The organism is Streptomyces sp. NPDC046716 (genome assembly GCF_040645755.1).
In the GTDB taxonomy this organism is placed as follows: domain Bacteria; phylum Actinomycetota; class Actinomycetes; order Streptomycetales; family Streptomycetaceae; genus Streptomyces.
In genome coordinates this window covers 58,406-73,476 of the sequence record NZ_JBEYYU010000003.1, presented here as the reverse complement: position 1 = coordinate 73,476, position 15,071 = coordinate 58,406, and the positions used below count along the sequence as shown (strand labels likewise).

14 protein-coding genes and 1 pseudogene are annotated in these 15,071 nt (G+C 70.4%); 6 read left to right on the top strand and 9 right to left on the bottom strand.

The annotated features are described in order from the left end of the window. Positions 1–81: 81 nt before the first annotated feature. The 3 genes and pseudogenes from ABZ930_RS03240 to ABZ930_RS03230 all read right to left on the bottom strand — a co-directional run. Positions 82–384, bottom strand: a pseudogene (locus ABZ930_RS03240) (LLM class flavin-dependent oxidoreductase); the annotation flags it as partial. Between the two features lie 23 nt (positions 385–407). Further along, positions 408–2,639, bottom strand: coding sequence for an FtsX-like permease family protein (locus ABZ930_RS03235; RefSeq protein ID WP_361541013.1), 2,232 nt, complete (start codon positions 2,637–2,639; stop codon positions 408–410). Positions 2,640–2,722: 83 nt separating this feature from the next. Further along, entirely contained in the window at positions 2,723–3,397 is a 675-nt protein-coding gene (locus ABZ930_RS03230) for an ABC transporter ATP-binding protein (RefSeq protein WP_361540582.1), read from the bottom strand. A 693-nt stretch (positions 3,398–4,090) separates the two neighbouring features. Between ABZ930_RS03230 and ABZ930_RS03225 the strand changes: the two genes are divergently transcribed. After that, a complete protein-coding gene (locus tag ABZ930_RS03225) occupies positions 4,091–4,993 on the top strand; it encodes an LLM class flavin-dependent oxidoreductase (RefSeq protein WP_361540579.1) in 903 nt (300 codons plus the stop codon). Between the two features lie 89 nt (positions 4,994–5,082). Here the strand turns inward: ABZ930_RS03225 and ABZ930_RS03220 are convergent, their stop codons facing one another. The 6 genes from ABZ930_RS03220 to ABZ930_RS03195 form a co-directional block, all read right to left on the bottom strand. Beyond that, positions 5,083–5,541: a hypothetical protein gene (locus tag ABZ930_RS03220; RefSeq protein ID WP_361540576.1), complete on the bottom strand. Its 459-nt coding sequence runs from the start codon at positions 5,539–5,541 to the stop codon at positions 5,083–5,085. A 44-nt stretch (positions 5,542–5,585) separates the two neighbouring features. Then, the gene (locus ABZ930_RS03215) at positions 5,586–6,125 is read right to left on the bottom strand and encodes an RNA 2'-phosphotransferase (protein ID WP_361540569.1); all 540 of its coding nucleotides are present in this window, start codon (positions 6,123–6,125) and stop codon (positions 5,586–5,588) included. 148 nt (positions 6,126–6,273) lie between these two features. Further along, the gene (locus tag ABZ930_RS03210) at positions 6,274–7,200 is read right to left on the bottom strand and encodes a MerR family transcriptional regulator (protein ID WP_361540566.1); all 927 of its coding nucleotides are present in this window, start codon (positions 7,198–7,200) and stop codon (positions 6,274–6,276) included. A 52-nt stretch (positions 7,201–7,252) separates the two neighbouring features. Beyond that, positions 7,253–8,209: a metal-dependent hydrolase gene (locus tag ABZ930_RS03205; protein ID WP_361540563.1), complete on the bottom strand. Its 957-nt coding sequence runs from the start codon at positions 8,207–8,209 to the stop codon at positions 7,253–7,255. Continuing rightward, the gene (locus ABZ930_RS03200; RefSeq protein ID WP_361540560.1) at positions 8,206–9,987 is read right to left on the bottom strand and encodes an SDR family oxidoreductase; all 1,782 of its coding nucleotides are present in this window, start codon (positions 9,985–9,987) and stop codon (positions 8,206–8,208) included. The genes ABZ930_RS03205 and ABZ930_RS03200 overlap by 4 nt, the downstream gene beginning before the upstream one ends. Then, positions 9,987–10,829, bottom strand: a complete 843-nt coding sequence (locus ABZ930_RS03195; RefSeq protein WP_361540557.1) for a M24 family metallopeptidase — start codon at positions 10,827–10,829, stop codon at positions 9,987–9,989. The genes ABZ930_RS03200 and ABZ930_RS03195 overlap by 1 nt, the downstream gene beginning before the upstream one ends. 267 nt (positions 10,830–11,096) lie before the next feature. Between ABZ930_RS03195 and ABZ930_RS03190 the strand changes: the two genes are divergently transcribed. From ABZ930_RS03190 to ABZ930_RS03170, 5 genes are all read left to right on the top strand, one after another. Further along, positions 11,097–12,152, top strand: coding sequence for an ABC transporter ATP-binding protein (locus ABZ930_RS03190; RefSeq protein WP_361540554.1), 1,056 nt, complete (start codon positions 11,097–11,099; stop codon positions 12,150–12,152). After that, positions 12,142–13,029, top strand: a complete 888-nt coding sequence (locus ABZ930_RS03185; protein ID WP_361540551.1) for an ABC transporter permease subunit — start codon at positions 12,142–12,144, stop codon at positions 13,027–13,029. The genes ABZ930_RS03190 and ABZ930_RS03185 overlap by 11 nt, the downstream gene beginning before the upstream one ends. Beyond that, on the top strand, positions 13,026–13,937 hold the full coding sequence (locus ABZ930_RS03180; protein ID WP_361540548.1) for an ABC transporter ATP-binding protein: 912 nt from the start codon (positions 13,026–13,028) through the stop codon (positions 13,935–13,937). The genes ABZ930_RS03185 and ABZ930_RS03180 overlap by 4 nt, the downstream gene beginning before the upstream one ends. A gap of 20 nt (positions 13,938–13,957) precedes the next feature. Next, on the top strand, positions 13,958–14,677 hold the full coding sequence (locus tag ABZ930_RS03175; RefSeq protein WP_361540545.1) for an ABC transporter permease: 720 nt from the start codon (positions 13,958–13,960) through the stop codon (positions 14,675–14,677). A 134-nt stretch (positions 14,678–14,811) separates the two neighbouring features. Continuing rightward, positions 14,812–15,021, top strand: coding sequence for a hypothetical protein (locus ABZ930_RS03170; RefSeq protein WP_361540542.1), 210 nt, complete (start codon positions 14,812–14,814; stop codon positions 15,019–15,021). The last annotated feature ends 50 nt before the right edge of the window (positions 15,022–15,071 follow it).

The following is a 15,071-nucleotide window of genomic DNA, read 5'->3' as shown; positions in this document are numbered from 1 at the left end:
ACGGCCGTGCGGCGGGGCGCGCAGATGAGTGTGCTGCCGGCCCACGGGCCCCGCCGGTCCCACGGCGTCACGGCATCGGTTTCAGCCGAGCTTCGCGAGCGCCTCGGTGGCGATCCGCTCGAAGGTCTTCTGATCGGTTTCGAAGGGCGTCCCCGGGATCGGCCAGTGCACGACGATCTCGGTGAAGCCCAGCTCACGGTGGCGTCCCGCGAAGTCCACGAAGGCCTCGACGGACTCCAGCGGACGGGTCCGGTCGGGGGTGAACCCGGTGAGCAGGACCTTGCCGAGTCCGGCCACGTCCCGGCCGATGTCCGCGCAGGCCGCGCCCAGTTTGCCGAGCTGTCCGCGAATGGCCTGAATCGATTGTTCGGGGGTGCCCGATTCCGCGGTGGTGCGGCGATGCCGGGTCAGTCGCGTCGGATGTGTTCGAGGTCGACGTGGCGATGGGTGAGAGGAAGCGAGGCCAGCGCCGCGGCGAGCAGGATTCCGGCGGTGCAGATCGCGAGGAGGGGGAGCCCGTCGCCGTCCCAGTGGACCGTTCCGCCGCCGGTGATCAGGTAGCTGGATTCGGCGAGACGACCGGCCACCAGAGCTCCGGCGAGCCCGACCGCGAGCGGGAGCAGGACCTGGGCGCACTGGGCCGCGCGGACCGTCAGGGGGCGGGCGCCGAGGAGGTTGAGGGTGGCGAGCCGACCACGGCTCTCCATGGCGCGGTCGGCTGCGGACACGGCGAAGGCGGCGACGCCGATGGCGAGGCCGAGGACCATGCCCGCCGCGAGAAGGCTTTTGACCACGGTGATCTGTTGCAGGGAGTCGACGTTGACGCCCACCGCCTCGATCTCCGCGGTGGGGGCGAGGGCACCGAGGCCGTCGAGCACCGTGCGTACGGTGTCCGGCGTGGAACGTGACATCAAGAGGAACTGCCCTGCTGCGGGCCGCTGTCCCGCCGGGAGCAGGGAGGGCGGTACGAGGACGTCCGCACCCGCGAAGGCCGAGGGCTGACGTGCCGTGATGGCGAGGGAGTCGCGGGGCAGCGTGACGCGGAACTTCTCCGTCTTCACTCCCTGCCCGTCCTTCGCGTCCATGAGGAACGGGTAACTGCGGCCGGGTCGGGCATCGGGGTCCTCCGCCATGTCGGAGTCGGTCAGGCGTTGGACCCGGCCGTCCACGCAGCCTCGGGGCGGCACCGAGGTGAACGCCGCGAGCTGGTCGCAGTCGGCGACCACCGCGGTGATGCGGGGCGTGGTGGAGCTCGCCCTCGGAATCCAGGAGTCCATGGCGACGGCCTGTGCCCGGACGCCTTCGATCTGACGCATACGGATGCGCTGCCCGTCGCTCAGCTCGCCGGAGGGCAGAGCGTATTCCTGGGTGAGCGAGGTGGGGCGGCTCACGTGGGCGAGTTCGACGAGGACGCCCTGGGCGAGGGACGCGGCGTAGACGAGGAGGACGAGGCCGGTGGCCACGCGCAGGGAACTCCCCGGCTCGACTTCGTTGCGGCGCATGGCGAGTGCCAGGGAGAGCGACTGGGTGGTGCCCGCGAGCCGGCGGGCGAGCCAGGCCGTGGCCGGCCCGAGTGCGAGGACGAGGCCGGCCCCCGTCAGCAGGACACCGACGGGAACGAGTACCGCTCCGGCCGGCCCGTCGGAGGGGTCCCGGCCGAGGATCCCGAGGACGCAGTAGCCGCAGATGACACCGAGCCCCGGCAGGAGCAGCAGCATCCCGTACTTCTTCGGAGGACGGGGCTGGACGCCTCGGCGCACCCGCAGCGGGCGGAGCGCGGCCTCGCGGGCCCGGTGGCGTCCGACGAACCAGGCCAGACCGGGGCAGGCGAGCAGGCAGACGGCGAGGACGGTGCCGGACGGCCGTCCGTCGGGTGGGTACCACTGAAGCCCCGGTAGGCCGATCTGCGCGAAGACCTCGTTGGCCAGGGCGTACACACCGACGCCCAGAACCGCGCCGAGGAGGGCCGCGGCCACCGTCTCCACCGCGTTGACCCGCAAGGTGCCCTTCACGCTCAGCCCGAGCAGGCGAAGTGCGGCCAGTCGGCGCGCCCGGGCCTCGGCGGAGAGCCTGGCGCACACGGACAGGAACACGGCCAGCGGCAGCAGCACGAGACAGCCCAGGGCGAAGCGCAGGATGTCCAGGGTGGAGGAGTCCACAGCGGGCGTCGGGGCCCATGCGGAGCCGAAGCCCGCCAGCGGACGTGCGGAGTAGGGCAGTTGGCCGGATGAGCGGCCGATGTAGGCGTACAGCTCATCGGGACCGGTGAGACCTTCGGGCCCGATGGTGCCGGTGATCCGGCCTGGAAGGAGGCCGGCGAGGCCGGGCTGTTCGGCCAGGGTTTCGCGCAGCCGCGGGGAGACGAGGACCTCGCCGGCCTTCGGCAGCTGGTTGATGCCGGGTGGGTGGGCCGGACGGCCGTCCGGCGGGTGACTGATGAAGACCCGGGTGAACGGCTGTGAACCATAGGGGTCCTGGCGCGTCAGGAAGACGGCGTCCTCGGCGGATCGAGCGTGCAGAACGCCGGTCACCGGCTGCGGTGCGCGCGCTGCGGCCCGGCTGTCGTGCGCGGCCAGGATCGCGGGGATGGTCAGTACCGCGGCGAGGCAGGCGACCCCCATCGCGCAGCCGAGGGACATCAGGAGGAAGCGGGCCTGACCCGTACGGCCGGCACCGCGCAGAAGGCGCAGTCCGATCAGGAACGTGGTGACGGACCGCGCCGTCACACCTCGGCCCGCCCGGCCAGGACCCCGTCGGTCATCGTGTACCGGCTGTCCGAGCGGGAAGCCACCGAGGCATCGTGCGTCACCATGATCACGGCCGTGCCCTGGGACCGTGCCAGGCCCAGGAACTCCTCCAGCACGGCACCGGCATTGGCGCTGTCGAGGGCACCCGTCGGTTCGTCCGCGAAGACCACATCGGGTCGGTGCACCAGAGCTCGTGCCACGGCGACCCGCTGACTCTGGCCCCCCGAGATCTGTGACGTCCTGCGCTGCCGCAACTCCGCGAGACCCAGTCGGCAGAGGATCTCCCCGGCCGCCTCGAGTGCCGTCGCCTTGCGCCGACCGGCCAGGCGGAGTGGTAGTGCCGCGTTCTCCTCCACGGTCAACTCCGGCAGCAGCTCTCCGTACTGGAAGACGAACCCGAACCGTTCTCTGCGCACCGTGCTCAGCTCGTCGTCACCGAGTCTGTGGAGCGGCACTCCGTCGAAGGAGACTTCACCACGTGTCGGTGCCACGACTCCGGCCAGGCAGTAGAGCAGCGACGACTTCCCCGAACCGCTGCTGCCCATGATCGCGCAGACTTCTCCGGGGCTCAGCGCGAAGTCCACTTCGCTCAGGGCTCTTTGCGAGCCGTAACACAGCTCTACGCCCGTCGCGCGAAGGATGGCATCCATGGTGAGCGGTACCTCTCTGTGTCTCGCCGGCCCCGCAACACGGAGTCGGTGACGAGGCCCGACGGCCGTCCAGCCTCGTCATGCCGACCGGGCTGCTACCTCTGGTAGTGCTTGGTCACGGAGCAGTTGTCCGGGTGGATCGAACCTCTGTCGCGGCACATACGGACCCAGGCGTCCTTGGTGAGTTGCGCAGCTCCGTCATAGACGACCTTGTCGAGCGGAACGGTCTTGCCCTGCTTGCCCTTGAAGCGATTCCAGGCATAGCCCTCGACCTTGGTCCCTTGAGGTGGAAGGCACCGTGGTTCTGCCCGCGGGGTTCCCAGGTGTAGGTGCCCCTGGTGAAGGCCGCGCCGGTGGTGTCCAGCTTGGGGATGGAGTGCCAGGCTTCGGCGAACGCGGTCCCCATTCCTCCGACGAACTAGGTCGTGGCGACTGCCGCTGTTGTCAGTTTTCGCACGCTTCCTCCGGATGAGAGCCCCGACGTGTCGTAACAGAGAGTATCGACGCGATCGCTCAGGGCCTATGGAGGGGATCTTGTTTACTCCCATCCGGTGAAGCCGGAAGGATCGGTGACGCGGCCTGCGGGACCGTGCCGGCAACGAGCCTCGACGTACCCCGTGCACGCGCCCTGAGCAGGGTGGTCAAATGGTTCGCGGCGTGAAAACGGTTGCGGGGCACCGTAGGCTCGACGGCATGGAACTCCGTCTCAGCACTGTCATCCTCCCCGTCGACCGGTGGCACGAGGGAGGCCGTGCGAAGTGGCGGGCCGCTGAGGAGCTCGGGTTCCACGCCGCCTACACCTACGACCACCTGTCGTGGCGCACGTTCCGGGACGGGCCGTGGTTCGGGGCGCTGCCCACGCTGACGGCCGCGGCGACCGCCACCGAACGGTTGCGGCTGGGCACGCTCGTCACGTCTCCGAATTTCCGCCACCCGGTCACGCTCGCCAAGGAGCTGATCTCCCTGGACGACGTCTCAGGCGGGCGGATCACCCTGGGGATCGGCGCCGGTGGCACCGGATTCGACGCGACGGCGCTCGGCCAGGAGCCGTGGACACCACGTGAGCGGGCCGACCGTTTCGGCGAGTTCGTACCTCTGCTCGACCGGCTGCTGACCGAGGACGCCGTCTCCTGGGAAGGCGACCACTACCAGGCGGTCGAGGCGCGCAACATCCCCGGCTGTGTCCAGCGGCCGCGGCTGCCGTTCGCGGTGGCCGCCACCGGCCCGCGCGGTATGCGCCTCGCCGCCCGGCACGGGCAGGCGTGGGTGACCACGGGGGATCCGAAGCTGTACGAGACCGGTACGCCCGAGCAGTCGGTGGACGCCGTGCGCGGACAGATCGACCGGCTCACGGACGCGTGCGCCGGGATCGGCCGGAGTGTGGACGAGCTCGACAAGATCCTGCTCACCGGCTTCACCCCGGACCGCACGAGCCCGCTCGAGTCCGTCGACGCCTTCGTCGATTTCGCCGGCCGCTACGGGGCCCTGGGTATCACCGAGCTCGTGATCCACTGGCCCATCCCGGACTCGGACTTCGCCGCCGACCAGGCCGTCTTCGAGAAGATCGCCGTCGAGGCCGCTGCCCAACTGCGGTGAGCGACCCACTCTCTTCGCGGCGCGGCGCGGCTCTGCTCTGTGGGCGACCGGCGAAAGCGGTTCGGCCGCTCCCCGGGCGCCGCGCCCCCTCAGCGCACCCGTCCGCTCAGCCACCGGGTGAGGTTGATCATCGGCAGGTACTCCTTGTACGTGCGGTCGCCGGGCAGCGGGACGATGAGCCGGTAGCCGGGTGGGAAGCGCTTGCCGTGGACGTGGGCGAGGCCGCTGTAGCAGGAGCGCAGGAACGCCGGGACCTCGTCGCGCGGGATGTCGTGGAACTCGACGCCCTCGACCGTGATCAGCGCGTCGTCCTCGGGGAAGAGCCGCACGTCGATGCGGGGGGTGCCACCCAGTTCCACGTAGGCCTCGTGGGGCAGGGAGCCGTCGGGGTCGGTGGTGACGCCCAGGCCGGCGTGGCTGCGGCGGGAGGTCCGGTCGGCGCCGATGTCGTGCGTGACCTCGATCTCCAGGTGGAACTCACGGGCGATCTCGCGCAGGGCGGCGACGGCCGCCTCCGTGGTGGGCAGGTGGGGAAACGAGTGGTCCATACCCGTTGATGATGCATCGACGGGCTCTGGGGTTGCCCCGTCCGTCAGGAGAAGCGCAGGTAGCGCGGGGGTACGGCGGCGGTGAGCCAGACGCCGTTGGCACTCAGCCGGAAGACGTGGCCGTCGCGGTGCATCGCGCCCGCGTCCACCGGCAGCACGACCGGACGGCCACGCCGGGCGCCGACGCGGGTGGCGGTCTCGCGGTCGGCCGACAGGTGCACGTCGTGCCGGTCCATGGGGCGCAGCCCCTCGGCGCGGATCGCGTCGAGGAAACGGGCGACGGTGCCGTGGTAGAGGTACGCGGGCGGCTCGGCCGGCGCGAGTCCCAGGTCGACGTCGATGGTGTGGCCCTGATTGGCGCGGATCCGGGTGCCGTCGATCGTGAAGCGCTGCTTGTCGTTCGTGGTGACGACGTGGTCGAGCTCGGCGCGGGTGATCCGGAACCGGTGCGCGGCGGTGGCCGCGAGCAGGTCGTCGATCTCCACCCAGCCCGCCTCGTCGGGGGCGAGGCCGAGGCGCTCGGGCTGGTGGCGCAGGTGTTTCGAGAGGTACTTCGACACCTTCACGGTGCGTTGTTCGTCCATGGCGTCAGGGTGCCGGACGGCCTCTGAAAACTCTTCCGGATTTTTCGGCTCGCATGTTTGATCCACAAGCAAGTCCAGTTATCCACAGGGGAATTGACGAATCTGTGGACAAGTGGTGTGCGCTATGGCCCACTTGGCCAACAAAGCTCTATTTGTTGTGACTTGCCGTCAATGTATCCAATGTCCGTGCTTGCACTTCACGTTGGGTGGCGGCCGCGACGAACGCCGACACGTTCTCCGCCCCAACCAGCGCGCTCACGGCCCGCATTGTCTCCGCGGGTACGGCGACCGACTGCGGCTCGTCGACGGGTGGCAGGACCGGTCCGGCCGACAGATGCTGGTGCAGATGACGGGTCGCGAACAACCGCATGGCCCGCGCCAGTTCGGCATCCACCGACTGCTGCGCGAGCGGCCGCAGCCGGCGCACCAGCGCGGCGGCCTCGGCGGCCTCGCTGTCGGTCGGCGGCTGCGGACCGAGATAGCGCGCGAAGACGTGCTCGGTGGTGAACTCCAGGAAACGCGCCGCTATATGTTCGACCTGCCCCCTCAACTCCCGCAGATGACTGGAGATCGCGGAGAGTGGCACGCCCGCCGCGTACAACTCGACCGCCACCGCCAGTTCTTGAGGGCTCGGGACGAGGAACTCGTCGTCCCTGTCCGGTACGCGCTCCAGCACTCCGAGCTCGATCGCGTCCTGCACGGCGGCCTCGTCGGGGTCGCCGCCGAACCGCTCGTCGAGCTCGGCCCGCGTGATGCGGCCCGCCCGCTCGTCCGTCCACGGCTTGTCGACCTCGGCGACCAGGCCGAGGACACCGCCGAGGCCGCGGCCCGCGTCCCATGCCTCCAGGAGCTCCTTGATCGAGGCCAGCGTGTAGCCCCGGTCGAGGAGGTCGGCGATCTGGCGCAGCCGGGCCAGATGCGTGTCCGTGTACACATTGGCCCGGCCGCGGCGCTCGGGGCGCGGCAGCAGTCCGCGGTCCTGATAGGCGCGGATCGTGCGGACCGTGGCGCCGCTGTGGTGGGCCAGGTCCTCGATCCGGTACTCGGCGGCCGGCTGCCCCGCTCGCTCCGTCACACCCCACGTCCCTCGGTCGTACCCGGTCACTCGGCGGAAGGTCCCGGTCCGCTCACGCGATGGCCGAGCGGCCGATCGCTCCGGCCGCGGCCCTCGCCGCGGGTGAGGCGGCCAGATACTCGACGGCCCTGCGCAGCGAACCCTCCTGCGAGGGATGGTACGACCGGCGCAGATAGCGCGGTATCGCCGCACCCAGGTCGCGCCAGGCGGGCAGCAGGCCCTTGCGCACCGCCCGGTTGTGCTCCGCGAGGGAGTAGCGCAGGCGGCCGTCGAGCTGCGGGTCGTGGCGTATCAGATAGGCCGCGCCCCAGCCCCACAGGTAGAGCATCACGGGCGCGGTGACGGCCATGCCCGCGACCCGGCGGGCGTAGCGGGGCAGGCCCGCGCCGCCGCAGTGCTGGTACATGTCGAAGGCGACCGAGCGGTGCTCGACCTCCTCCGCGCCGTGCCAGCGCAGCAGATCGAGCATGATCGCGTCGCTGCCCGCGCGGTCCAGGGCGTCGGCGTGCAGCACCCAGTCGCCCAGGACCGCCGTGAACTGCTCGATCGCCGCGATCACCGCGAGCCGGTGGCGCAGCCATTCCCGTGCCGGTATCGGCATGCCCAGCGGCGGCCGCTCGCCGAGCAGCCGCTCGAAGAGGAAGTCGACGTACTTCGTGTAGTCGGCCGTGTCCAGCTTCTGGGCCGCCAAGTGCTCCAGCACGTGCGCGTGTTGAACGCTGTGGGTCGCCTCCTGCCCCATGAACGCCTTTACATCCCGGAGGAGCGCGGGATCCCGGACCAGGGGCAGGCCCTCCTTGAAGACCTTCACGAACCAGCGCTCGCCCGCGGGCAGCAACAGATGCAGCACGTCGATGACATGGGTGGCGGTCGGCTCGTCCGGTATCCAGTGCAGGGGCGTCGACTCCCAGTCGAAGGAGACGCGCCGCGGGGCGATCGTGTGGTGCTCCGTGCCCTCTGTGCTCTCTGTGCTCCCGGTGCTCTCCGGGGGCTCCTCCGCCGTGCTCACAGCGGGGGCTCCAGCCGGGCGACGGCGCGCAGCGCCCTGGGGGTGAAGCGCGACATGAGGTGGGCGCCGCGGGCCTCCGGGGTGACCGGGACGACCGCCTTGTTGTGCACGACGGCGGCGAGGATCGCGTCGGCGACCTTCTCCGGCGGATAGTTGCGCAGGCCGTACAGGCGCGAGGACTTCTTCTGCCGGCGCTCCTCCTCCGCGCTGTCGGCGCCGACGAACCGGGCCGTCGACGTGATGTTCGTGTTCACCAGGCCCGGGCAGATCGCGGAGACGCCGATGCCCTGCCCGGCCAGCTCCGCGCGCAGGCACTCGCTGAGCATCAGCACCGCTGCCTTGGAGGTGGAGTAGGCCGGCAGCGCCTTCGAGGGCTGGTACGCGGCCGCCGACGCGGTGTTCACGATGTGGCCGCCCTGCCCGCGCTCGGCCATCTGCCCGCCGAACAGCCGGCAGCCGTGGATGACCCCCCACAGGTTCACGTCGAGGACCTTCTTCCAGTCCTCGGGGGTGGTGTCGAAGAAGGAGCCGGACAGGCCGATCCCCGCGTTGTTCACCAGGACGTCGACCACGCCGTACTCCGCGGCGACCTTCTCGGCCAGCTTCTCCATCGCCTGCTCGTCGGAGACGTCGACGGCCTCCGCCCATGCCTCGGGGGCGCCGACGAGCCGCGCCATCTCGGCGGTGCGCGTGGCGCTCTCGGCGTCCCGGTCGACGGCGATCAGACGTGCGCCGGCCTCGGCGAACGCGAACGCGGTGGCCCGCCCGATGCCGCTGCCCGCCCCCGTGACCAGCACCAGCTGACCGCCGAACCGCTCCGCGTACTTGCCGTCGGCGGTCTTCTGCTGCGCGGGCACCCCGTCCTCCAGCTCCTCGGTCGCGGTGACGAACTCGCCGATCCAGGCGGTGAGCTGGTCGGGCCGGGTGCGCGGCACCCAGTGCTTGGCCGGCAGCGTGCGGCGCGTCAGCCGCGGCGCCCACAGCTCCAGCTGGTCGTACAGCTTCGGCGACAGGAAGGCGTCGCCGAGCGGCGTGATGAGCTGCACGGGCGCGTGCGCGTACGCGTCCTCGCGCGGATGGGCGAGCCGCCTGCGGATGTTGTCCCGGTAGAGCCAGGCGCCGTGCGCGGCGTCCGAGGGCAGCGACGACGTCGGATAGTCGCCGGCCGGGACCCGCTCCACGCGCTCCAGGATCTTCGGCCAGCGCTTGCCGAGCGGCCCGCGCCAGGCCAGCTCCGGCAGCACGGGCGTGTGCAGCATGTACACGTACCAGGACTTGGCGCCCTGCCCGAGCAACTGGCCGACCTTGCGCGGCGTGGGCCGCTTCATGCGGTGCTTGATCCAGTGGCCGAAGTGGTCGAGGGACGGGCCCGACATCGAGGTGAAGGACGCGATCCGGCCCTCGGTGCGCCGGACCGTGACGAACTCCCAGGACTGCACCGAACCCCAGTCGTGCCCCACCACGTGCACCGGACGGTCCGGGCTCACCGCGTCGATGACCGCCACGAAGTCGTCCGTCAGCTTCTCCAGGGTGAACCCGCCGCGCAGCGGCTTCGGCGCGGTGGAGCGCCCGTGGCCGCGGACGTCGTAGAGCACCACGTGGAAGCGGTCCGCGAGGCGCGCGGCGACCTCCGACCAGACCTCCTTGGAGTCGGGGTAGCCGTGGACGAGCACGACGGTCGGCCGCGCCGTGTCGCCCAGCTCCACCACGCACAGCTCGACGCCGCCCGTGTGCACGACGCGCTCGCGCGCCCCGTGGATCGTCATCAGGTCCGCCATCAGATGCCCTCCGCCCAGCGCCGCACGTGCGGCAGATCGTCGTCCAGCCAAAAAGCGCTCTCCTCGGGGTCCGCGGAGTCCGTGACCACGAGGATCTCCTCGAACTTGGCGCCCGTCCCCCGGAAACCGAGGTGGGGCTCCACCGCCCACAGACCGGGCTGCGGGGGGTGGTCGGAGAAGCGGTACGGCGACCACAGCGGCGACCATCCGTCCCGGTGCCCGTGCAGCGCGTCGCTCGCCAGGCCCTTCAGCGACTGGGTGCCGAAGCCGAAGAGCGTCGGGTTGAGCCGGCGCTCCCTGACCCGGTCGACCTTGTGCGCGATCACGCCGAACGGATAGGCCCGGTGCCGGTTCGCATATCCCTGGCGGACCATCAGCCGGTCGACGCTCTCGTAGATCTCGCGCAGCGGGCGCCGCTCGCGCACCTCGCGCAGGATCAGCTCGCGGTGCGCCTCCAGGTCGGCGAGAAGCTTGTCGTGCAGGGGATTGAGGCCGAGGCAGCCCGAGTAGCCGATGTCCGCCGTGCATCCCTTGTAGACCGGGGCCATGTCGAGGATGAACGGCATCCCCGCCTCCAGCCTGCGGTTCGTGGGGAAGAACTGCAGCGGTACCCGGAAGTTCGCGAACGCCGTGCGGTCACCGAACCAGGCGAAGGGCAGATGGAACCAGTCCCGCACCCCGCGCTCGCGCAGCCACTCCCGCTGCATCCGCGCCGCCTCGCGCTCGGTCACCCCGGGCTTCAGCTGCGCCGCGACCGCTTCCGCGCACTCGTACGCGAGCGTCTGCACTTCCCTGAACCCCCGCAGCTCCGCGGAGAGTTCCCGTACCACTGCTGAGGTCATGCCACCGTCCGTCCGTGTCACGGCCGCCCGGACCCGGTGACGGGGCCGTCGCCGTACGCGCTCGTAACTTGACACTGATGAATGTGACAATGGCTGACGGCGACGTCAAGGGGCCTGCGCAGATCTGTGGATTACCTCCCGGTTGTGGACAGCGCCGCGCCCGCCAGGGTGAACGCTCCCGGTCCGAGGGGCTACTCGGGGATGACCCCTACGGACCCGTAATACTCAGGTCTCATACGAGGTCGACCCCCTGGTCTGACGTCTCGTGTGGCCTGCGCCACTACCGTCGAAGACGTGACTGTGATCGCGACCGAAAGCCTGAGCAAGCGGTTCCCACGGGTGACCGCGCTTGACCGGCTGACCATGGACATCGGGCCCGGAGTGACCGGGCTCGTGGGAGCCAATGGCGCCGGCAAGTCCACCATGATCAAGATCCTGCTGGGTCTGTCCCCGGCGACGGAGGGCCGTGCCGAGGTGCTCGGGCTCGACGTCGCCACCCAGGGTGCCGAGATCCGCGAGCGGGTCGGGTACATGCCGGAGCACGACTGCCTGCCGCCCGACGTCTCGGCCACCGAGTTCGTCGTCCACATGGCCCGCATGTCCGGCCTGCCGCCGACCGCGGCGCGCGAGCGCACGGCCGACACGCTGCGCCACGTCGGCCTCTACGAGGAGCGCTACCGCCCCATCGGCGGCTACTCGACGGGCATGAAGCAGCGCGTGAAGCTGGCCCAGGCCCTCGTCCACGACCCGCAGCTGGTCTTCCTGGACGAGCCGACGAACGGCCTGGACCCGGTCGGCCGCGACGACATGCTCGACCTGATCCGCCGGGTGCACAGCGACTTCGGCATCTCGGTGCTCGTCACCTCGCACCTGCTCGGCGAGCTGGAGCGCACCTGCGACCACGTCGTCGTCATCGACGGCGGCAAGCTGCTGCGCTCCAGCTCCACCACCGACTTCACCCAGTCCACGGCGACGCTCGCGATCGAGGTCACCGACAGCGACGAACACCCGGACGGCACCAGCGCCCTGCGCGAGGCGTTCGCCGAGCGCGGCATCGAGACGACCACCGGCGGCGAACTGCCCGGCGCCGGCCACACCGTGCTCATCACCGCGCAGGGCGACGAGACGTACGACATCGTGCGCGACGTCGTCGCCGACCTCGGCCTCGGGCTCGTCCGCATGGAGCAGCGCAGGCACCACATCGCGGAGGTCTTCCGGCCCACGGCCGAGGCCGCCGCCGAGGAGCCGGTCACCGAGCGCGCCGCGGCCTGGGCCGCCACCGCCGCCGCACAGCAGACGGGAGGCGCGCGCGATGAGCGTTGAGCCCTTGAGCACCCAGATCCACAACATCGGCTACCGCCACTACGACGGCCCCCGCCTGGGCCGCGCCTACGCCCGCCGCTCGCTCTTCTCGCAGAGCCTGCGCGGCGCGTACGGCCTGGGCCGCTCGGCCAAGTCGAAGGTGCTGCCGATGCTGCTCTTCGTCGTGATGTGCGTGCCCGCGCTGATCATGGTCGCGGTCGCCGTCGCCACCAAGGCGAAGGACCTCCCGCTCGACTACACGCGGTACGCGATCGTCCTCCAGGCGGTGATCGGCCTCTACGTAGCGTCCCAGGCGCCCCAGGCCGTCTCGCGCGACCTGCGCTTCAAGACGGTCCCGCTCTACTTCTCGCGCCCCATCGAACGTGTCGACTACGTAGTCGCGAAATTCGCGGCCATGACGTCCGCCCTGTTCATCCTCACCGCGGCGCCGCTGATCGTCCTCTACGTAGGCGCTCTGCTCGCCAAACTCGACTTCACCGACCAGACCAAGGGATTCGGCCAGGGACTGGTGTCCGTGCTGCTGCTGTCGCTGCTCTTCGCCGGGATCGGCCTGGTCGTCTCCGCGGTCACCCCGCGCCGCGGCTTCGGCATCGCCGCCGTCATCGCCGTCCTGACCATCTCCTACGGAGCGGTCTCCACGGTCCAGGCCATCGCCGAGGCGCAGGACAACTCCGGCGCGGTGTCCTGGCTCGGACTGTTCTCCCCGATCACCCTCATCGACGGCGTACAGACCGCCTTCCTGGGGGCCACGTCGTCCTCTCCGGGCGGGCACGGGCCCTCCGCCGGCCAGGGCGTGGTCTATCTGCTCGTCGTCCTCGGACTCATCGCCGGCTCCTACGGCCTGCTGATGCGCCGCTACCGGAAGGTCGGACTGTGACCGCCATCAAGATCGACCACGTCTCCCGCTGGTTCGGGAACGTTGTTGCTGTCAACGACGTGACGATGACCGTCGGCCCCGGCGTCACCGGCCTCCTCGGTCCGAACGGCGCGGGAAAGTCCACGCTGCTCAACATGATGGGCGGCTTCCTCGCCCCGTCGAACGGCACGGTCACCCTCGACGGGCAGCAGATCTGGCGCAACGAGCAGATCTACCGCCACATCGGCATCGTCCCCGAGCGCGAGGGGATGTACGACTTCCTCACGGGCAGCGAATTCGTCGTGGCCAACGCCGAGTTGCACGGCCTCGGCAAGAAGGAGGCGCAAGCGGCGCTCGCCACGGTCGAGATGGAGTACGCCCAGGACCGCAAGATCTCGACGTACTCCAAGGGCATGCGGCAGCGCGTGAAGATGGCCTCCGCGCTCGTCCACAACCCGTCGGTGCTGCTCCTGGACGAGCCGTTCAACGGCATGGACCCGCGCCAGCGCATGCAGCTGATGGACCTGCTGCGGCGCATGGGCGGCGAGGGCCGCACGGTGCTGTTCTCCTCGCACATCCTCGAAGAGGTCGAGCAGTTGGCCTCCCACATCGAGGTGATCGTCGCCGGACGGCACGCGGCCAGCGGCGACTTCCGCCAGATCCGCCGGCTGATGACCGACCGGCCGCACCGCTATCTGATCCGCTCCAGCGACGACCGGGCCCTCGCCGCCGCGCTGATCGCGGACCCGTCGACCGCCGGCATCGAAGTCGACCTGAAGGAAGGCGCGTTGCGCATCCAGGCCGTCGACTTCGGCCGGTTCACGACGCTGCTGCCGAAGGTCGCGCGGGAGCACGGCATCCGCCTGTTCACCGTCTCGCCGTCCGACGAGTCCCTCGAGTCCGTCTTCTCTTATCTGGTCGCGGCCTAGTCACGGCACAGGAGGCCCTGATGTACGACCCCACTGTCGCCCGGCTCACCTACCGGGCTCTGCTCGGCCGCCGCCGGGCCCTCATCCTCTTCGCGCTGCCGCTGCTGCTCATCGTGATCTCCGGCCTGGTCCGGGCGCTCACCGGAGCCGACGACCAGACCGCCGCCGACGTGCTCGGCGGGTTCGCGCTCGCCACGATGGTGCCGCTGATCGGCGTCATCGCGGGGACCGGCGCGATCGGCCCCGAGATCGACGACGGATCGGTCGTCTATCTGCTGTCCAAGCCGGTCAAGCGGCCCACGATCATCTTCACCAAGCTCATCGTCGCCATCTCCGTGACCATGGTCTTCTCGGCCGTCCCGACCCTGATCGCGGGCCTGATCCTGAACGGGAACGGGCAGCAGATCGCTGTCGCCTACACGGTCGCCGCCCTGGTCGCCTCGATCGCGTACGCCGCGATCTTCCTGCTGCTCGGCACGGTCACCCGGCACGCGGTCGTCTTCGGCCTCGTCTACGCCCTCGTCTGGGAGGCGCTGTTCGGCTCGCTGGTGGCCGGGGCGCGCACGCTCAGCGTTCAGCAGTGGTCCCTCGCCGTGGCCCACAAGGTGACCGGCGGTGACCTCGTCACCTCGGACGTCGGGCTGCCGCTCGCGACGGTGCTGCTGGTGGCCGTGACCGTCCTGGCGACCTGGTACGCGGGCCAGAAGCTGCGGTCGCTGACGCTGGCGGGGGAGGAGTAGATCCGGCCCGTCACGGCCTTGATGCCGATTTCACCCTCCCACCGGCACACTGGTGGGAGGGTGCATTGCCCTATATGTCAGTGAAATATCACGCCGAGACGGCACGCCGACACGACAGCGGAGGAGGACCCGCCATGGCCGGAGAGCACGACGCCTGGGACGACGTGGTCCTGGATGCCGACTTCATACGCGACGCGGAGACGTCCGAGTCGTCGGCGCGGGCGCGCATGCTCACGGCCCGGTGGAGCAGACAGGCCCCCGAGCCGGAGCCCTGGCGCTCCGACAAGCCGCCGGCGGGTTGGTTCTTCAGCAAGGCGCGGCGCAGGAAGTGGCGCCGCCGGTGATCACCGGCGATTAATTCGGTGGCGGTGAACGGGCCGCCGAGGCACATTGG